The sequence below is a fragment of the Burkholderia sp. S-53 genome, assembly GCF_025560745.1.
In the GTDB taxonomy this organism is placed as follows: Bacteria; Pseudomonadota; Gammaproteobacteria; order Burkholderiales; family Burkholderiaceae; genus Burkholderia; species Burkholderia pyrrocinia.
This window is the reverse complement of record NZ_CP090483.1, coordinates 2532598-2549790: the sequence shown is the minus strand read 5'-3', so window position 1 is coordinate 2549790 and position 17193 is coordinate 2532598. Positions and strand designations below refer to the sequence as shown.

Genomic DNA, 17193 nt, shown 5'->3' with positions numbered 1-17193 from the left:
CGCTACATTAGCCAGAGAACAGCGAGCCGCGCCCGCCGTCGGTCGAGACCGGCGTTGCTTGCAAAGGATCGCGAATCGTCCCACTCGCACCGCTCGGCTTGTCCCAATTCCCGCATTTTTCCAGAATCTGTCCGGTCGTCACGTTCTCGATCAAACCGCCCTTGATGCTGATGTACGAGCCGCCGGCGCCGATCCACACTTCCTTCGCGGCGGTGAGAATCAACCTCCCGTCTGCGCTTTCGATCTTCACATCCTGCAGACCCACCAGAGAGGCCGGGCCACTTTGAGCCTGAATGTCCACCGGACCCTTCGCCGCAAAAATCTTGATCCCGAGGTTCTGGGCAAACAGGCTGATCTTGTCGAGCACACTTACCAACAACGACTTGCCGGCCGCCAGATTGACGTTCTTGCCGGCCACCATGTTCGTATGCTGATTCGCCGTGACGTGCACCGATTGCTGCGTCGACGCAGCGATGCCTTCGGGGCTCGACAGCAGCATCACCGGCTTCGAAAAGCCGTTCGCATTGCCGGTGCCGCCACCGGCCGTGCGGCCGCCGCTGGTCGAACCTGCGACGGTGCGTTGCGTCGAGTCGGTGAACGACTTCAGCGCGTTCTGGCCGTCTTGGAGGCTTTCGGCGCGATTCGTTTCGCTGGCTTTCGACACGGTTTCGAATACGGCTTCCGCGCCTGCGAGTGGCTCGGTTGCAGCCGTCACGTTCAGCGGCTGCGCGGTAGCCGGCTGTGTCGACACATACAGCCCCTGTTCGGCGCGCACGGCGCCGTGTGCGCCGGACTTCAGGTCGAAACCGCTGCCGAGGAATGCGCCGCGCGTGTTGTCGGACTGCTCGACCAGGTAACCCAAATGTAAGTGAGAGCTGTAGCTCGATGAGTAAAGGTGGACCCGGTTCTGAGCGCTCGAGTCGTCCATCACGAGCTGGTTGAAGCCGTCGCCGCCGTATTCGCGGGACCGTAAGCCGGACAGCAGGCCATGCGTGTGCCATACCGGCATCGTCGCGCCCCCATGCAGCCTCGAGATGATGACGGGGCGATCACAGTCCCCATTTACGAAACCCAAAAGGACCTGATCGTCCTTGCGCAGCGGGAAGTAGCCGCCGCGTTTTGAGCCGGCGTCGGGCATCGCCGCGCGAATCCACGGCGTCGACTTCGTATTGGGAGCATTCCGGCTGTTCGTTGTCCGGACCCGCACGCGGTTGCCTTCATCCGTGTGGATTTCCTCGTCGCTGTCCGTCACGACAATCGCCGTCTGCAGGTGCATCTCCGGCTTCTCATGCTCGAACGGGCTCCGGAACGGCGTGCGGCGACGCTGCGCCTCGATCTCGACCTGGAGGAATCCGACGCCGCCGTCACGGTGACTGACCGCCGCGCCGGCTCCGGCCGCCTGTGCCTGCTCGATCTCGCCACGCAGGCTACGCGGAAACCGCGCGAGTGTGTCGAGGCCGGGCAGGTTATTCTGAATCAGCCAGTCGCTCGCGATGATCGAGATCTCGCGGTCTTCGTCCGGCAGCGTGTCGAAGACCGGGTGTCCCGTCACCTTGAACCAGTAGCCGGGCAATGCGTAGCGCGGACTTCCGACCGCGAAATAGCGCTTCGCCCGCGAGGCCCATTCCTCGGTGCGGATGTTGGCCTGTTGCTGTCCAATGTCCGATGCCGCCCACGTCTGCGAACCGGTATAAAGGTAATCCTCGCCCTGTCCGGGTAGCTCGTCCAGATTTGCCGCGGGTGTACTGACCTGCTTGTCGAGGTCCGGTCGCTTGTAGTCGGCCGTGCCGAGCGTCAGCGTCGCGCTTTGCGCGTCCTGCTGTTCGCTCAATTGCGTCAGCCCGTCGAATTCCTCGTTCGATCCTGCATGGCTGAACTTCATCTCCGATTTCGGCAGTGACGGCCCGAAATACAGGTCGTCCATCATGACGACCTTGTGCGACTTGCCATCCTTCGCGAAATCGAAGCGCGGAAACACGCCGACTTCCTCGAGACTCCGTTGCACGAAATTCCAGTCGGTTTCCCACTGCACACGGTGAGAATACGAGCGCATCGCCGCGCGCAATTCCAGCCCATAGTTGCCGGAAGCCTGCGGATGCTTGTCGAATACGTCGGTGAGAATCTGCCAGCCGCTGGCTTCCTGCCAGTCGCGCCGGTCGCTGCTGAGCTTGAGGAAGCTTAACCAGGAGGCGAAGCGGAGCTGAAAATACGACAGCGCCCCGTCACTTCCCAAGCGGCGAACCTGCTGCACGTAACCGTGAATTGGCAGATAGCCACTGTCCGTCTGCCGAATCCAGAGCGTGACGGATTGCAGCATCAGGGCGCTGAGCTTGATCTTGTCACCGACAACCGACGATGCATCGACGATCACCTCGAAATTGCGCCCGAGCCGCGCGTTGATCTTGACGTACAACGGTACGAGCCAGTCGTCCCCGAGCGGCGTATCGAGTTTGACGATGCGATCGAACTGCGCATAGCCGCCGCGCAGCACCTTCAGCAAGACTTCCCCGCTCATGCGTTCACCCCGTTTCGTGCTGAACGCGTCCGACCGCAACTAAGACAACTAAAAGCCGGAACTGCGTATGTGTCACAATTAAAAATTACAAATAAATAACTTATATATTAAATTAAGCCTTCAGCCGAATGCCGGAGCCGACCAAAGAGGGAGGTCGCGGAATATCGCTCGAATGATCATACCAAAGTCAGTTCGGTACAATAAAGGCGCGGTGACGATTCTTGACGGTTTGCTCGATGCTACCGAAGCACCGATGAAGGGCGTGTCGCCAGCGAAGAAACTCTATCCATCGAGCAGATGACAGAATCCATCTAGACTCACAACTTGCGCACGCCGGGGGACCCCCTCCACGCTGTAGCTCGTGCGGCCGCAAGGCAAAGCCCACAAGGGGTATGCCTTGACAATCTCGACTACTTCGAACACTGTCGTCGCGCAGGGGAACGGGCTCGCCACGAGTTTTTCATTCACGTTTCCTGTGCCGCTCGCCTCCGAGTTAGTCGTCTATTACGCAGACGCGACCGGTAACGTCACGCTTCTCAACCCGGGTAGCTACAGGGTTACCGGTATCGGCTCGGTAGTCGGCGGCGCCGCGCAACGGGTGCGCGTTCGCCGACGATACAATCTCCAGTGACGATTTTCGCCCCTGGGAGTTCGCGTGGAAAACTTTCCGATTACAGCTGCGGAAGGGTGGTTTGATATCAACGGTGTGCCCGATGCCGCTGTTGTCGTTGGGCTGAAGGACAAGCGCGCCCGTCGACTGGCCGATTTGTTTCTGCACAAGGACGATCTCGAGTTCGCCGCCGAATGCCTGGAGCGTATCGCGACTAAGCCGGAGCGCCCGGATCTCGACGATTTCCTGAAAGAGGCACTGTGGCGTACCGCAGTCATTCACTTCTTCAAGTGCTTCGGCGATGGCGCTCGTTTTCGCCTTGCTCGGGACGCCGTGTATAAGACCGAGCCGCCCGAGGCGAAGATTGTTTTCGATCACATGAAGGATCTGCGGAACAAGCATTTCGTGCACGACGAAAACAGCTACCTGCAGTGTCGCCCGACGGCTGTCCTTAATGACGGGTCAAAGCGCTACAAGGTCGAAAAGATCGTCTGCGTGGCGATCCGAAGCGCAACCCTTCATCAGGATTCGTTTACCAATCTGCGCCTTCTGGTAACCAAGGCCTTGGAGTGGGTCGTCGCAGAGTTCGATTCGCTGGCTGACGCGATCACTGCGGAACTTGAGTCACTCGATTATGTAACGCTGGCAGCAATGCCGGCACCGCAGGTGACCATCCCATCTCACGAGGAAGCCGGGGTGACCCGCAAAGCCTAGCCAATCAGAATTTCTCCGGACCGCTGGTGATTTGAGGGAAGACAATGACACGACCCCAAATCCTCGTCCTGCTGTGCCGCATCGAGTGGCGGGACATGTTCGCCGACCTGCGCGCAAACGGAGTGTCGGGCTACCGACATGATGAACGTCATGCTCATCAGCCGCTCGACAGTCCAATCGTGGGAGACTGGGCGCATTCAACCGGTCGTCGCAACACTGCATTTTTGAACGGATTTTAGGTACTCGTCCAGTGCTTCCGCAGGCGTCTTCCAGCCGAGAGTTTTCCGCGGCCTGGTGTTCAGTGTATTGGCAACTGCCTGGATCTCTTGAGCACTCCATCGGGATAGGTCAGTGCCCTTCGGGAAGTATTGTCGTAGAAGGCCATTCGTGTTTTCGTTCGTACCGCGCTGCCATGGACTATGCGGGTCGGCGAAGAAGACTTTCACGCCGGACTCAATCGTGAAGCGGGCGTGATCGGACAGCTCCTTACCGCGATCCCAGGTCAATGATCGCCACAGCTGGGCAGGCAGGTCCGCCACGGTCTTCTTGAGCGCGTTGGCCATCGTGACAGCTCCGTAGCCGGCCAGTGGGGGCCCATTTTTCGTGCGCGGAATCTGCCCATGGCCTTTTTCCCGAGGTAGGTGCACGAGCATTGTGAAACGGCTTGATCTTTCCACCAGTGTCCCAATGGCGGATCGGTTCAGGCCGATGAGCAGGTCGCCTTCCCAATGGCCCGGCACAGCACGATCCTCCGCCTCTGCAGGCCGGCTGGAAATCATCACATCCTCGCTGACATGCGCCCAAGCCTTCGCACGCGCTCTCGCTCGAGGAACGCGCAACGCGCGCCCGGTGCGCAGACAGCCCACCAACTCACGCTTGAGCGCACCGCGCCCTTGAATATAGAGCGCTTGGTAAATCGCTTCGTGAGAGATGCGCATAGATTCATCGTCAGGGAAATCTACCTGCAGTCGATTGGCAATTTGCTCGGGTGACCAGCCGTTGACCCACGTTCGGTCACCGCGATGCGGTTTATTTCGTCCCTTGAACGGCGCCTGCCTCGGTCCGGCAATTTCACGACCATCAGCGTCATATACTTTGCCCTCCAAGCGTTCCTGTACATATTGACGCAGCCGTGCATTAGTCGCCAGCTTCGATGGCTTTGGTCGTTTAGCGAATCGTTCCGCCTTCCACTGCGCGACTGAAGCACGATACTCGAGGTACCCGCCACGGGTCGCAGCATTGCGCGTGAGTTCTCGCGAAACGGTTGATGGACTGCGTCCGATACGGCGAGCGATTTCGCGCACCCCGAGGCCTTGGACAGAAAGCAATGCTATCTCTTCTCGCTCAGCGAACGACAAGTATCGACCCGCAATAGGTTTCGACATGAATAGTGGCATACCGCCACGATAGCGGAACCAGCGCGAACCTACCGCTTGAGACACGCTGACCGCCTCCGCTGCTTTCTCACTTGTAATGCCAGTCGCGATCTGTTGCCAGAACCGACGCTCGATCTCATGTCCAAGTGATGGTGCGCCCGGTGAATACATCGCCTCACGTCCTGTCAACCGATACACCTGCTTCGCACTGCGTCTCATGCAACACCTCCTCGATCAAAGGTGTTGCGACGACCGGTTGAATGCGCCCTGGAAGCGAGCCCGGCTGCGCCATAGCCGCGGCCATCCTGGAGGCGCATCGCCGGTTCTGCGACGTGGAGCGCACGGGGCAGTGAAGACTTGCAGCGCAAGTATTTGGACGTAAGAGCATCGCAAACGCCGGGCATGCTGATTCGTTTCGAGTATGACCCGCAGTTGGGCTGACTGCATGGTGCCCAGCCGCCTCGACTATTCAGCAAACTCGCTTGCCGGTGGCTTCGATCCGGCAAGCAAAACCGCTGCGTTCGGTCCCGGATGCGGGTGTGGACTCCAACCGAAAGCTGGCGACTGAGGCGGAAACGTCTCCGTCACAGTTAATTTAATGCCCGCAGTCGCAAGGACTCTGCGTACTCGTTCAATTTCACTAGACTCGGGTGAGTCGGTGAACGGCGGTCCCATGCCGACCACAAGTCCATGCATAGGGGTTCCAACGTGAAATGAGGCGTACCCGGTATGCCATCCGGCTTCAGTGAAGGCATCTCTGAGCTGTTTCGCATACTCGGAGGCTTCGTTGTCGCTAGCGACGTGTGGCACCCAAATTTTTTGTGGCCCCTCGACTTTGGCAGCCATTATGAGCGCTGCGCGCTGATCGTCGGTGAGATTGCGTGGGGCAGTACGCTCACGCAGCTGTGCCGTTTCGTGCCGGGCGCTCTCCAGTTCAGCTTGCGACGCTCGTTCGCGAATCCGGCCGACGGCAAAGGTGACACACATCGCGAGAGCTGTTACTAGGCTGAGTAGTCCGGCGACCATCGCACTTGCCTGCGCAAAAGTCGCGATGCATGTACAGAATGCCGCAGTAATGGCTATTCCATTGGCGACGCGCCATATCCATTCCGTAACCGCTGGCCGGATACCGCTCTTAAGGTTGAGCGACTTGTCGACTGTCATATTGCTTACTATATTGTGATTTATCGCCACATGTCACCACGGGACGTTACAGAATCGCAACAACTCAGCACGACTAGGTGGTCTCGCAAATCGACTCAGAGTCGAGCGAATGGCGGAGGGCCATGTTCGATGGAGTCTGGCCTGAAGTTTGCCTGTCTTTCGGGAAATTGCAAATTGATATGGATCACGAAGTCAGAATAAAGCACGCCCCCTAGACGGCCGGAATTGTCTAACTTAGTCTAGGTGAATTCGGAAGTGCGTCTTGCCTGCCGCTGGCGGGCTGTGGAGAAGCGCATGGGACACGATCGAGCGTCGTTAGTGAAAGTAACGATCAAACGAGAAGACGGAATGCTCTTTGCAAAGAGTGCAGACCTAGAGGGGCTGTTTGTTTGCGCTGCGACAAACGAACAGCTATCGAAACGACTTATGCAAGCTATTGCGAAGTTGGCCTCCTTTACGTCAGGTGTCGACGTCCGAGTTGACCCGGTCTTGGAGGGGGGCGCCACGGCTAGCGATCGCCCGGTCGATAAATTCATCGTTCACTACGCCACAGCATGAACCCGAACCGCCTTCGTTCGCGTGAGGAGGTGTTTCACGAACTGTCCACCGTGCGGGGATGTCGACGCTTGTTCGATGCCGCGGACGAGCACGGATTCTGGGTAACATCCGACGGTTTTCCATTCGTAGTTCCGGAGTTGGAGCCAGACGAGCAGTGCCCGGAACTCTCATTGAGCGAGATTTTGGATAGACTCGACAGTCGGAACGCGCACGGTACAGGTACCACCGATTCGTAGTACATCAGGGAGGCTAACCAGGTCGCTTGGTGGGATCAGTACGCCGAACAACAATGTGTTGCGGGGAAACGATGACGACCAAATCCTTGGGGATGGTCGGCTACGCGTTTGCCGTATGCATGGTCGTGCTCTACCTGTATGTGCTCGCCCATGACATCTATACGCGTGCCTTTGGACATTTCGCTTTCGACTTCGTTTTCCCACCAGCGGAGGTTGTGTATGCGCTCGGGCTTATTCTCTGTTCAAGCGCCGGCGATTCTCGAGTGTTGTTCGTAGACAACGCACCCAAAGCTGGTTTCCCCGGGCAGTCTCACGGCCACTAGATGACGTGTAGATACCGGCGTGGATAGAAACGAAAAACGGGCCGAGAGGCCCGTCTTTGCTGGTGTCCTGGCGGAGAGAGGGGGATTCGAACCCCCGATAGGCGATTAACCTATACACGCTTTCCAGGCGTGCGACTTAAACCACTCATCCATCTCTCCGGAAGACCGAGAGTATAGCAAACTCTGGCTGCAGCCCGCCACTCCCTTGCACGCCGGTCAGAAATCCATCGTCATCGACAACCACACCGACCGCGGATTGTCCTGCGTCGGCTACCTGCCGATCGTCGACAACCAGTACGACTTGTTTGCGACATTACGCGCGGTCCCGCGCCTGGACCGACGTTGCGCAGCCACCGAGCGGGCATCGGAATGAACGTGCGATCATTGCCCGTCCGCATTCGTCGTAACAAATCGAGCTTGCCGGATTCGACCCGCGTGGCCGACCAAGACCATGCAATCCATCCACACCGCTCCCTTCAGAATGAACGTTACGCCATGTCGCTCTCCGCCTTGCTTGCCTTTGCCCTGATCCTGTCCGTCGGCGTCGCGACGCCCGGCCCGACGGTGTTGCTTGCTATGAGCAACGGCTCGCGGTACGGATTGCGTCACGCGATGATCGGCATGCTCGGCGCCGTCACGGCCGATGTCGTGCTCGTCGCGCTGGTCGGGCTCGGTCTTGGCGTGCTGCTCGACGCGTCGGAAACGGCGTTCGTGACGCTGAAGCTGCTCGGCGCGGCGTGGCTCGCGTATGTCGGCATCCGGATGCTGATGTCGAGCGGCCGTTCCACCGCGACGCAGGAACTCGAGCACCCCACGCCCGATCGCCGGACCGCGTTCCTGAAGAGCTTTTTCGTCGCGATGAGCAACCCGAAGTACTACCTGTTCATGTCCGCGCTGCTGCCGCAGTTCGTCGACCGGTCGCACGCGATCGCGCCGCAATACGCGATCCTCGCGGCGACGATCGTCGCGATCGACGTCGTCGGGATGACCGGCTACGCGCTGCTCGGCGTGCATTCGGTGCGCGTATGGAAAGCGGCCGGGGAGAAGTGGCTGAACCGGGTCAGCGGGTCGCTGCTGCTGATGCTCGCGGGGTATGTCGCGCTGTATCGCAAGACCGCGAACTGACGCGGCGATGCACGGGGAAAGCGGCAGGCTGACGCCGGCGCGGCGATGAAACCGGTCGATCGCTTTACGCTCGAAACGCACGACGGTCCGTACGAATCCTGGCCGTCACGCACGCACGTGCTCGTAGGCGGCGTGCGCGCCGGTCTCGCCGTTTCCGGCTACGTGTTGCTGCGCCAGTTCGAGACGCCGGCCGCGTATCTGCTCGTCACTGACTACGACTGCCCGTTCGAGGAAGCCGTTACGTTCACGCTCGTGTCGAAGGATCCGCTGAAGCTGCGCGCGCAGCGCACGGTCGGCGCGATGTACGCGTCGTGCCATCTGGACGACATTACATGGTCCGACGACCGGCATTTCAGCGCGACGTTCGTTGATATCGACGGGCGCTGGGATTTCACGATTCGTAACCGATCCGTGCCGTTCATCCTGCCTCGGCTCGGCATGCATCGCGTACGGGATCGGTAGTGCGCGATCGGCTGCCGCGAGCGCCTCATGCGTGCGTGCGGGCCGTCTGAAATCCGCCCAAGCCGGCGGTTTCATTTTTCTTTCGCATTGATCAGACCTGTAAGTTTCGACGCGCCCTGAACTTGCGTGGCCCATGCACATGGCGGCAGGAGCGGCAACGTTCGGACATCGCGTCCGCGCGAAACATTACAAAATGAATGGAAATTGAAAGAATTCATTCCCTTGACGCAATGCGCCCGAGCCATTTATTGTCCGTCTGCCGCCCGTGAGAGAGCACGGCGGTTATCGCGGATGCGTGCCTCGCGCGCGCGACGACAACACGTAGCAAAAAGCAGAAAAGGAAACGTGGTAGCCACATGAAGCCGCTATTCGATGACAAGAAATCCGATGCGGTCAGCGATCGTCCTTCCACCCCGTCTTTGACACCCGTCGCAGTGCCTGCCGCAGCCGTCGTGCCGGCAGTACAGCCGACGGAGCACGCGCGCCTGATTACCGTCGACGAGATCGACCAGCTCGGCGCGACGCAGGGCACGCGGATCGCCGCCTTCTCCCAGCAGATTCTCGCGAGCGTCCGCGCGTCGGATGCCGACCGGTTCGGCGACAAGCTCAACGAACTGATCGCGACCGCGAAGGGGCTCGACCCGCGCGGCGCCGACAAGGGCGGGCTGCTCACGCAGGTCACGCGGCTGTTCCGCTCGACCAAGGAGAAGCTGCTGTCGCAGTACGAGTCGGTGAGCAAACGGATGGACACGCTCGTCGTCGAACTCGAGAACCATGCACAGCGCCAGAAGGCCGGCATCGACGAGCTCGAGCGGATGTACAACGACAACTACGCGCTGCACCAGGAGCTCGCGCAGTCGAAGGCGCACGGCGAAACGGCGCTCGCGACGCTGCGCGCGCATCTCGCGGCCGGCCAGCAGCAGGCGGACGACGCGTTCGGCGCGCAGCGCCTGCTCGACGTGAAGCGCAAGGTCGACGCGCTCGAAAGCAAGCTCGACGACCTCGACCGCGCGATGCTGATGTCGAAGCAGCTCGCGCCGCAGATCCGGATGGAGCAGGACCAGAAACGCACGCTGACGTCGAAGTTCATGACGATCAAGACCGTGCTGATCCCCGCGTGGACCAACGCGTTCGCGCTCTACCTCGAGCAGCTCAGCACGAAGCGCGCGGCGGCGCTCGCGAACGCGACGTACGACGCGGCCGACGAGGCGATTCGCGCGCAGGCCGACCTGAATCGCCAGAACGCGCAGGAAGTCGCGAAGCTCGGCCAGCGCCCGGTGATCTCGACCGACACGTTCGAATACGCGCAGCAGCAGCTGTTCGGCGCGTTCGACGACATCACGCAGATCATCGCCGACGGCAAGCGCCAGCGCGAGCAGGATGCGCCGCGCCTGCGCCAGCTCGAACAGGACCTGATCACCCGATTCGCTCCGAAGCACAATTAAGGAACACCGCATGATTACGCTTGAGAAACGCGCGGCGAAGGTCGCGATCGTCCTCGAAAAACGCCAGATCCTGAAGCCGCCCGTCGTGCGCGTCGGCGCGGCGCTCGACATCTCGGGTTCCGCGAAGCCGCTTTACCAGTCGGGCGTGATCCAGGACACGCACGACCGGATCCTCGGCATCGCGCTGAAGTTCGACGACAACGGCGAAGTCGATACGTGGACCTTCACCGAAGGCTACGACCGCCTGCCGACCGCGACGCCGGACAACTACGGCTCGTACATCTCCGATCACGTGCTCGAAGCGCGGATCGACAAGTGGGGCGGCACGCAGTACGCGCCGGTGATGAACGACATCGTCGACTTCTTCTTCCGCGCGCCGGAGCCGAAGCGCGAAGCAAAGCGCGGCTTCCTGAGCCGGCTGTTCGGCGGCGCGGACGAAACACCCGCGCCGGCCGCATCCGCACCGGCGAACGGCCATCTGCCCGCATGGGTGCTGTTCGTCACCGACGGCCAGAACCCGAAGAACGACCGCAAACGCGTGCGCCAGTTGCTGGCCGAGTCGCAGCACTTCCCGGTGTACTGGTCGCTCGTCGGCGTCGGCGATCCGGACGAATTCGGCTTCCTCGCGGAAGTCGCGGACGAGATGCCGAACGTCGGCTTCCTGCATCTCGAATCGCTCGACGTCAGCGACGAACAGATCTACGAACAGTTGATCACGCAGGAATTCTGCGACTGGGTGCGCGCGAAGTAAGCGCAGCCCGCACGCTCATTTTTCAGAACTCGATTACTCCCATCATGTTGAAAGACTTCAAGATCCCGCTGTCGCTCACGGTGCTCGCGCTGATCGCGGCCTATCTCCTCGGCGGCGTGAAGGACATGCTGATCGTCGCGGTCCTGTGTGTGCTCGAAATTTCGCTGTCGCTCGACAACGCGGTCGTCAACGCATCGGTGCTCAAGAACTGGTCGGAGAAGTGGCGCAACCGCTTCATGGTGTTCGGCCTGCCGGTTGCCGTGTTCGGCATGCGGCTCGTGTTCCCGCTGCTGATCGTCGCGGTGATCGGCCACATCGGCCTGTGGGACGCGCTGACGCTCGCGATCGAATCGCCGGAGAAGTACGCGGCGGTGCTGACGTCCGCGCATCACGAGGTGTCGGCGTTCGGCGGCGCTTTCCTGCTGATGGTGTTCTTCAAGTTCATGCTCGACACCGAGAAGGACGAGCACTGGATCGGTTTCCTCGAAGGCCCGATGCGCCATCTCGGCCGCATCACGGCGCTGGAAGTGGCGCTGACGCTCGCGATCGTGATCGTCGCGTCGTTCTACGTGCCGGCGGCCGAGCAGGTCAGCTTCCTGCTCGCGGGCGCGTTCGGCGTGATCGGCTTCGTGATCGCGCACGGCGTCGGCGACCTGGTCGGCGGCGAGGACACCGGCACGCGCGTGGTGCGCGAAGGCGTCGCGGGCTTCATGTATCTCGAAGTGCTCGATTCGTCGTTCAGCTTCGACGGCGTGATCGGTGCGTTCGCGCTGTCGAACAACATCTTCCTGATCGCGCTCGGCCTTGGCGTCGGCGCGGCCTACATCCGGGAGATGACGCTCGTGCTGCTGAAGAAGGGCACGCTCGCGCAATATCGCTTTCTCGAACACGGTGCGTTCTGGGCGATCGGTGCGCTCGCAACGATCATGTTCCTCGGCGTGAAGTTCGAGGTCCCCGAAGTCGTCACGGGCCTGATCGGCGCGGCGATGATCGCGGCGGCCGTGTGGTCGTCGATCGTCGTGCAACGCAAGGAAGAGCGGACCGCGATGGCGGGCAAGTAATACACGCGGCACGGAAACCATCAACGAGGGGCCGCGCAGGGCGGCCCGGCATTGCCGCCGGCGCAAAGGCGGTTCCAGCAGAAGAGGTTCAGATGATCAATTTGTCGAAAGGCGGTCGCGTCAACCTGTCGAAGGAAGCGCCCGGCACGCAGAAATTCCGCATCGGTCTCGGTTGGGACGCGAACGCGACGGACACGGGCACGGATTTCGATCTCGACGTGTCGGTGTTCCTGTGCAAGTACGATGCGCAGACCAACCCGAAGCTGATCTCCGATCAGCACTTCGTGTTCTACAACAGCGAAGTGCGCACGATGGACCGCCAGGAAACCTTCATCCAGCCGGGCGACGATTTCCCGAAGCGCGGGATGCCGGCGTCGAAGTGCATGGGCGTCGTGCATAGCGGCGACAACCGCACGGGCAGCGGCGGCGGCGACGACGAAGTGATCTTCATCGACATGACGAAGCTTGCGGCCGACGTCGAGGAAATCTCGGTGGTCGTGACGATCGACCAGGCCGAAGCGCGCCGCCAGAATTTCGGGCAGGTCCGCAACAGCTATATCCAGATCGCCGACGAGGTGTCGGGCGCGGTGATCGCGAAGTACGCGCTCGAGGAAGACTTCTCGATGGAGACGTCGGTGCAGGTCGGCAGCTTCTATCGCCGCGACGGCCACTTCATGTTCAAGGCGGTCGGCGCCGGCTACAACCGTGGCCTCGGCGACTTCGTGCGCGCGTACGGCGGCGCGGTCTGACTGGCGACAGCCCGGCGTGCGGATAACCGCCGCGCCGGGCAGGATGCAGCGATGACGAATCCGTCCGACGAGCCGAAGCGGCTCGAGTTCGATACGACGCCCGAGCGCACGCCCGGGCGTCTTGCGTTCGACGCGCCGGCTGCTGCTGGTGTGCCTGTCGCGCGTGCGCCGGAGCGACCGGCGCCGCAGGCGCTCGACCTCGGGCCGGCGCCCGAAAAATCCGCGCACACGGCGCCCGCCGATGCGGTCGGACGCGCGGTGTTCGGCGAATCGAACCACCCGCTGCTCGAATCGTGCTTCCGCGCCGCGCAGGGCAGCTTCCCGAATCTCTATCCCGACTATGCGCCGCGCATCGAGCGGCACATCCGGCAACTGGTGCCGCTCAAGCTCGCGACGGTCGCAACGATCGGCGATGGCGCGCTGGAGACGGCGGGCAACCTCGTCGAAGCCGTCGCGGCGACGACGCGCGAATTCAACGAACTCGGCGCGGCCGACATGATGGCCGGCATGCTCGCGCAGGCGACGCGCAAGGCCGGCATGTTCGAACGCTGGTTCGGCGCGGCGGCTGGCCACGTCGACTACCGTGCGGCGCTCGGCGCGCTCAAGCAGTCGCTCAGCTTCTTCCCGCGCCGGACCGAGGAGCTTGCCGCGAAGGTCCGCCATGCGGAAGAAAACCTCGTGGTCGTGCTCGCTGCGCTGAGTGCGGTGGCGGACGTCGTGCGCGTGCCGGACGATGCGGGCGTCGAGCGCACGCTGTTCGACCGCCGCAACATCGTCGGGCAGGCCGTCCAGCAGATCAGGATGCAGCCCGCGCAACTGCGCGGGCTCGACGAGCGCGTGACCGACCTGCTGTCGCGCGCCGACCACCTGATGAACGTCGTGCTGCCGGCGGCGCTGGCGGCGCGGCCGCAGCGCTGAGCGAACGTCACGACGACCACGCGCGCTTCGGCGCTCGTGGTCGTTGCCCGGACCATGCGACGTCGCACCATTTCGCGCGTACTGCCGCGAGTCTGCTATCTTCCCGGGCATCTCATCGCTTTCCCGCCGATTCTCCATGACTGACCGCATCGTCGCCGCATTCGATTTCGACGGCACCATCACGACCACCGACAGCTTCCGCCATTTCGTCCGCTATGCGGTCGGCACGCCGCGCTTCGCGTGGGCCGGGCTGCGCGCGCTGCCGTGGATCGTCGCGATGAAGGCCGGGCTGCTGTCGCGTGGCGACGCGAAGGCGAAGTTCGCGTCGTTCGCGTTCGGGCCGGTGCGCGAGGACGCGCTCGACGCGCAGGCGCGCATGTTCGTCGACACGTACCTGCCGCGCTTCGTGCGTCCGGAAATGCTTGAGCGCATTCGCGAGCATCAGGCGCGCGGGCATGAAGTCGTGCTGGTCAGCGCGTCGCCGTCGCTGTATCTGGAGAAGTGGGCGAAGACGGCCGGCTTCGATGCGGTGCTCGCAACGCGGCTTGCGTTCGAGCGCGGCACGTTCGCCGGGCGGCTCGACGGCGAGAACTGCTGGGGGCCGCAGAAGGTCGTGCGGCTGCGCGGGTGGTGGGGCAACCGGCCGCCGAAGCAGTTGTTCGCGTATGGCGACAGCCGCGGCGACAAGGAAATGGCCGAACTCGCGAACTGGTCGTGGATCCGCGGGCAGGGGGCGATGCCGCCGATCGGCGATTGATGCGGCGCGCTGCCGACGCCGGTATTACGCGTCGGCCTGCGCGTTGCGCGTGCCGTGAGACGAGCGATAAGCACCCCAGCGATTCGCACGCGCAAACGTGCCGACGTCGTTGAAGCGCACGCCCACTTCGCGCAGCGCCGCATGCGCGGTTCGCGCGGTCAGTTGCCGGATATAGAACGGATCGCGCACCACGAAGTGATGGATCGCGTGCGTGCTGCCGAAATTGAAGCAGAACAACTGGAACGGCAGCATCCACCACGGGTTGAGCACCTGCGTCTGCTGGATCACGTTGCGCGAATCGATGTCACCGAAGTAATGCATGTTCGAGCTGACGAAGTTGATGCAGAAGCTGCGCACGAAGTTCGGCCCGAGCCATACCACCGCGAGAAAATCGACGACACTCATCGCACGCTCGACGAGGGCCGGCACCGTCACTGTATGGCCGAACGCATGCAGCGCGAACAGGCCGACGTGATAGACGATGAACGCGTGCCACAGCGCGTAATACACGTGACCGACCGGCATGTACGACGACACCTGCTCGACGCGCAACTGCATGCGCTCGGCCGGATCCTGCACCGGCTGCGCGGCCACATACTGCTTCACCTTGCGGCGCATCGCGGCCGGCCGCAGCACGACGGAGAGCATCCCGTCCGCGATCATCAGCAGGCGCTTCACGCCCCAGCGCTCGCCGTTGGTGATGCCGAATTCCTCCAGATCCGATTCGCCGCCCGACACCTTGTGGTGATGCAGATGCATGCGCCGCCGCGTCCACGGGTTGATCGTGCCGGGCCGCGTGAGCCAGCACAGTGCCATCATCAGGTGATAGGCCCACGGCGTTTTCTTGAAGTACATCAGGTGGATCAGGTCGTGCTCGAGCTCGTGAATCAGCGACGTGACGAACGCGGCGAGCGGCAGCGCGACGTACCACGCGATCGTGCCGCGCGCATACAGCCACGCGATCGCGAGCATCGCGGCGACCGACACGGCCATCACGGTCGCGCCGACGAGGTTCTGGTTGTCGAGCAGCGGAAAGCGCGCGCGGATCGCATCGCTCGCGGCGTTGACCTCGCGGCGTACGTACGCGACCTTGTCTGCGTCGTGGCGAAAGGCGGTTCGTGCAGGTTGGCTCATCGACCGGAATCCGTGCGGAAAGAGTGGGGCGTTATGCCGATGTCACAAGCATAGGCGTGCGCCGCAGCGCACGCGAGGGCCGCCGATGCCAATGGTGGTGTCATTTCGGGCCATGATGGCGGACGCACGGGCGCTCGATGTTGCGCCGCGCGGCTAGAGTGCCGCTGCGGTGTCATTGCGGGCCAGCGACGCTACAATCCGCCGAAACCGCTCCGGAGTCCGCCGCATGGCCCTGTCCGTCCCGGATGCCGCGCGCCAGTTGAACAAGGCGACGGTGTCGTCCGCGTATGCGCTGTTCATGCTGATGCTGGCCGAGGAGCGCGGCATCGATGGCGGCCGTATTCTCGCGGGCTCGGGCGTCGAGCGCGAGCGGCTCGCGCAGCCCGATGCGCGCATCACGCCGCTGCAACAGGCGGCGATCGTGTTCAACCTGCTCGACGCGACGGACGACCCGTCGATCGCGATCGAGATCGGCCTGCGCAGCAGTCTGACGAAAGCGGGGCTGATCGGCTTCGGGCTGATGAGTTGCGCGACGCTCGGCGAGGCGATAGGGCTCGGCATCCGTTACCTGCCGACGCGCGTGCCGTTCTTCTCGGTGCGGCTCGCACAACTCGACGGGATCGTCGACATCGACGTGCTCGAAGCGTTTCCGCTTGGCCGACTTCGTCAGTTCGCAGTCGAGAACTTCCTGGTCGAGACCGCGATCCTGTTCAATTCGCTGCTGTATCCGACGCCGGGGCGCACGCTGCAGTCGCGCGCCGAACTCCACTTCGCATGGCCCGAGCCGCCGTGGTTCGAGCGTTATCGCGCGCGGCTGCCGCGCTGCCATTTCGATGCAAGCGCGAACCGCATCCGCTGCGACGCCGCGCTGCTCGACGAGCCGATCGGCACCGCGAACGCGCAGACCGCGCAGATGATCGTCCAGCAATGCGAGGCAGAACTTGCGCGGCTCGGTTATGCGGAGAGCGTCGTCGAACGCGTGCGCAACCTGCTGATCTGCGGCGATGGCGGATATCCGTCGGTCGACGACGTCGCGCGCGAACTGCATGTATCGGCGCGCACGCTCAAGCGCAAGCTCGCCGAATACGGCGCGACCTATTCGGCACTGCTCGACGAGATCCGGCTGCGCGACGCGCTGCGGCTGCTCGAGGGCACGCGCTTGCCGGTCGACGAGATCGCGGCGCGTGTCGGTTATACGGACCGCGCCAACTTCACGCGCGCGTTCAAGCGCTGGACGGGTGTTGCGCCGAGCGAGCGGCGCTGAGCCTCGGTTCGAACCGGCTGTTGCAGCACGC

15 protein-coding genes and 1 tRNA gene are annotated in these 17193 nt (G+C 62.5%); 11 read left to right on the top strand and 5 right to left on the bottom strand.

Annotated elements, in window-relative coordinates; genetic code table 11:
* Window positions 1-7: 7 nt before the first annotated feature.
* Window positions 8-2515 (bottom strand): type VI secretion system Vgr family protein, encoded by a 2508-nt coding sequence (locus LXM88_RS16735; protein ID WP_262534464.1) that lies wholly within the window; start codon window positions 2513-2515, stop codon window positions 8-10.
* Window positions 2516-3170: 655 nt separating this feature from the next.
* Here LXM88_RS16735 and LXM88_RS16730 point away from each other — a divergent pair.
* Window positions 3171-3839, top strand: coding sequence for a hypothetical protein (locus tag LXM88_RS16730; protein WP_262534462.1), 669 nt, complete (start codon window positions 3171-3173; stop codon window positions 3837-3839).
* A gap of 197 nt (window positions 3840-4036) precedes the next feature.
* Here the strand turns inward: LXM88_RS16730 and LXM88_RS16725 are convergent, their stop codons facing one another.
* Both LXM88_RS16725 and LXM88_RS16720 read right to left on the bottom strand, forming a co-directional pair.
* Window positions 4037-5434 carry an IS30 family transposase gene (locus LXM88_RS16725; protein WP_262534460.1) on the bottom strand — a complete coding sequence of 466 codons (1398 nt, stop codon included), beginning with the start codon at window positions 5432-5434 and terminating at the stop codon, window positions 4037-4039.
* A 246-nt stretch (window positions 5435-5680) separates the two neighbouring features.
* Complete coding sequence (locus LXM88_RS16720; protein ID WP_262534457.1) at window positions 5681-6379, bottom strand: hypothetical protein; 699 nt, start codon at window positions 6377-6379, stop codon at window positions 5681-5683.
* An 865-nt stretch (window positions 6380-7244) separates the two neighbouring features.
* Between LXM88_RS16720 and LXM88_RS16715 the strand changes: the two genes are divergently transcribed.
* Window positions 7245-7496, top strand: a complete 252-nt coding sequence (locus LXM88_RS16715; RefSeq protein ID WP_262534455.1) for a hypothetical protein — start codon at window positions 7245-7247, stop codon at window positions 7494-7496.
* A 68-nt stretch (window positions 7497-7564) separates the two neighbouring features.
* On the opposite strand, the gene LXM88_RS16710 is transcribed toward LXM88_RS16715, so the two are convergent.
* Window positions 7565-7655: transfer RNA gene (locus LXM88_RS16710), tRNA-Ser, on the bottom strand.
* Between the two features lie 336 nt (window positions 7656-7991).
* Here LXM88_RS16710 and LXM88_RS16705 point away from each other — a divergent pair.
* From LXM88_RS16705 to LXM88_RS16670, 8 genes are all read left to right on the top strand, one after another.
* Complete coding sequence (locus tag LXM88_RS16705) at window positions 7992-8621, top strand: LysE family translocator (protein WP_262534453.1); 630 nt, start codon at window positions 7992-7994, stop codon at window positions 8619-8621.
* Between the two features lie 45 nt (window positions 8622-8666).
* Window positions 8667-9083: a hypothetical protein gene (locus tag LXM88_RS16700; protein ID WP_262534451.1), complete on the top strand. Its 417-nt coding sequence runs from the start codon at window positions 8667-8669 to the stop codon at window positions 9081-9083.
* A gap of 356 nt (window positions 9084-9439) precedes the next feature.
* On the top strand, window positions 9440-10528 hold the full coding sequence (locus LXM88_RS16695; RefSeq protein WP_262534449.1) for a toxic anion resistance protein: 1089 nt from the start codon (window positions 9440-9442) through the stop codon (window positions 10526-10528).
* Between the two features lie 10 nt (window positions 10529-10538).
* Window positions 10539-11279: a VWA domain-containing protein gene (locus tag LXM88_RS16690; RefSeq protein WP_262534446.1), complete on the top strand. Its 741-nt coding sequence runs from the start codon at window positions 10539-10541 to the stop codon at window positions 11277-11279.
* A gap of 44 nt (window positions 11280-11323) precedes the next feature.
* Window positions 11324-12340 carry a DUF475 domain-containing protein gene (locus LXM88_RS16685; protein WP_262534444.1) on the top strand — a complete coding sequence of 339 codons (1017 nt, stop codon included), beginning with the start codon at window positions 11324-11326 and terminating at the stop codon, window positions 12338-12340.
* Between the two features lie 92 nt (window positions 12341-12432).
* Window positions 12433-13089 (top strand): TerD family protein, encoded by a 657-nt coding sequence (locus LXM88_RS16680; RefSeq protein WP_262534442.1) that lies wholly within the window; start codon window positions 12433-12435, stop codon window positions 13087-13089.
* Window positions 13090-13140: 51 nt separating this feature from the next.
* The gene (locus tag LXM88_RS16675; RefSeq protein ID WP_262534439.1) at window positions 13141-14007 is read left to right on the top strand and encodes a hypothetical protein; all 867 of its coding nucleotides are present in this window, start codon (window positions 13141-13143) and stop codon (window positions 14005-14007) included.
* A 136-nt stretch (window positions 14008-14143) separates the two neighbouring features.
* Window positions 14144-14764, top strand: a complete 621-nt coding sequence (locus LXM88_RS16670; RefSeq protein WP_262534437.1) for an HAD family hydrolase — start codon at window positions 14144-14146, stop codon at window positions 14762-14764.
* 24 nt (window positions 14765-14788) lie between these two features.
* Here LXM88_RS16670 and LXM88_RS16665 read toward each other — a convergent pair whose 3' ends face one another.
* A complete protein-coding gene (locus LXM88_RS16665) occupies window positions 14789-15898 on the bottom strand; it encodes a fatty acid desaturase (RefSeq protein ID WP_262534436.1) in 1110 nt (369 codons plus the stop codon).
* 226 nt (window positions 15899-16124) lie between these two features.
* On the opposite strand from LXM88_RS16665, the gene LXM88_RS16660 reads away from it, so the two are divergent.
* On the top strand, window positions 16125-17162 hold the full coding sequence (locus tag LXM88_RS16660) for an AraC family transcriptional regulator (RefSeq protein ID WP_262534434.1): 1038 nt from the start codon (window positions 16125-16127) through the stop codon (window positions 17160-17162).
* The last annotated feature ends 31 nt before the right edge of the window (window positions 17163-17193 follow it).

What these genes read in the sequence shown, in the direction of transcription:
- LXM88_RS16735 (WP_262534464.1), bottom strand. Translation starts at nt 2,515, where the DNA reads ATGAGCGGGGAAGTCTTGCTGAAGGTGCTGCGCGGCGGCTATGCGCAG.
- LXM88_RS16725 (WP_262534460.1), bottom strand. Translation starts at nt 5,434, where the DNA reads ATGAGACGCAGTGCGAAGCAGGTGTATCGGTTGACAGGACGTGAGGCG.
- LXM88_RS16720 (WP_262534457.1), bottom strand. Translation starts at nt 6,379, where the DNA reads ATGACAGTCGACAAGTCGCTCAACCTTAAGAGCGGTATCCGGCCAGCG.
- LXM88_RS16715 (WP_262534455.1), top strand. Translation starts at nt 7,245, where the DNA reads ATGACGACCAAATCCTTGGGGATGGTCGGCTACGCGTTTGCCGTATGC.
- LXM88_RS16705 (WP_262534453.1), top strand. Translation starts at nt 7,992, where the DNA reads ATGTCGCTCTCCGCCTTGCTTGCCTTTGCCCTGATCCTGTCCGTCGGC.
- LXM88_RS16700 (WP_262534451.1), top strand. Translation starts at nt 8,667, where the DNA reads ATGAAACCGGTCGATCGCTTTACGCTCGAAACGCACGACGGTCCGTAC.
- LXM88_RS16695 (WP_262534449.1), top strand. Translation starts at nt 9,440, where the DNA reads ATGAAGCCGCTATTCGATGACAAGAAATCCGATGCGGTCAGCGATCGT.
- LXM88_RS16690 (WP_262534446.1), top strand. Translation starts at nt 10,539, where the DNA reads ATGATTACGCTTGAGAAACGCGCGGCGAAGGTCGCGATCGTCCTCGAA.
- LXM88_RS16685 (WP_262534444.1), top strand. Translation starts at nt 11,324, where the DNA reads ATGTTGAAAGACTTCAAGATCCCGCTGTCGCTCACGGTGCTCGCGCTG.
- LXM88_RS16680 (WP_262534442.1), top strand. Translation starts at nt 12,433, where the DNA reads ATGATCAATTTGTCGAAAGGCGGTCGCGTCAACCTGTCGAAGGAAGCG.
- LXM88_RS16675 (WP_262534439.1), top strand. Translation starts at nt 13,141, where the DNA reads ATGACGAATCCGTCCGACGAGCCGAAGCGGCTCGAGTTCGATACGACG.
- LXM88_RS16670 (WP_262534437.1), top strand. Translation starts at nt 14,144, where the DNA reads ATGACTGACCGCATCGTCGCCGCATTCGATTTCGACGGCACCATCACG.
- LXM88_RS16665 (WP_262534436.1), bottom strand. Translation starts at nt 15,898, where the DNA reads ATGAGCCAACCTGCACGAACCGCCTTTCGCCACGACGCAGACAAGGTC.
- LXM88_RS16660 (WP_262534434.1), top strand. Translation starts at nt 16,125, where the DNA reads ATGGCCCTGTCCGTCCCGGATGCCGCGCGCCAGTTGAACAAGGCGACG.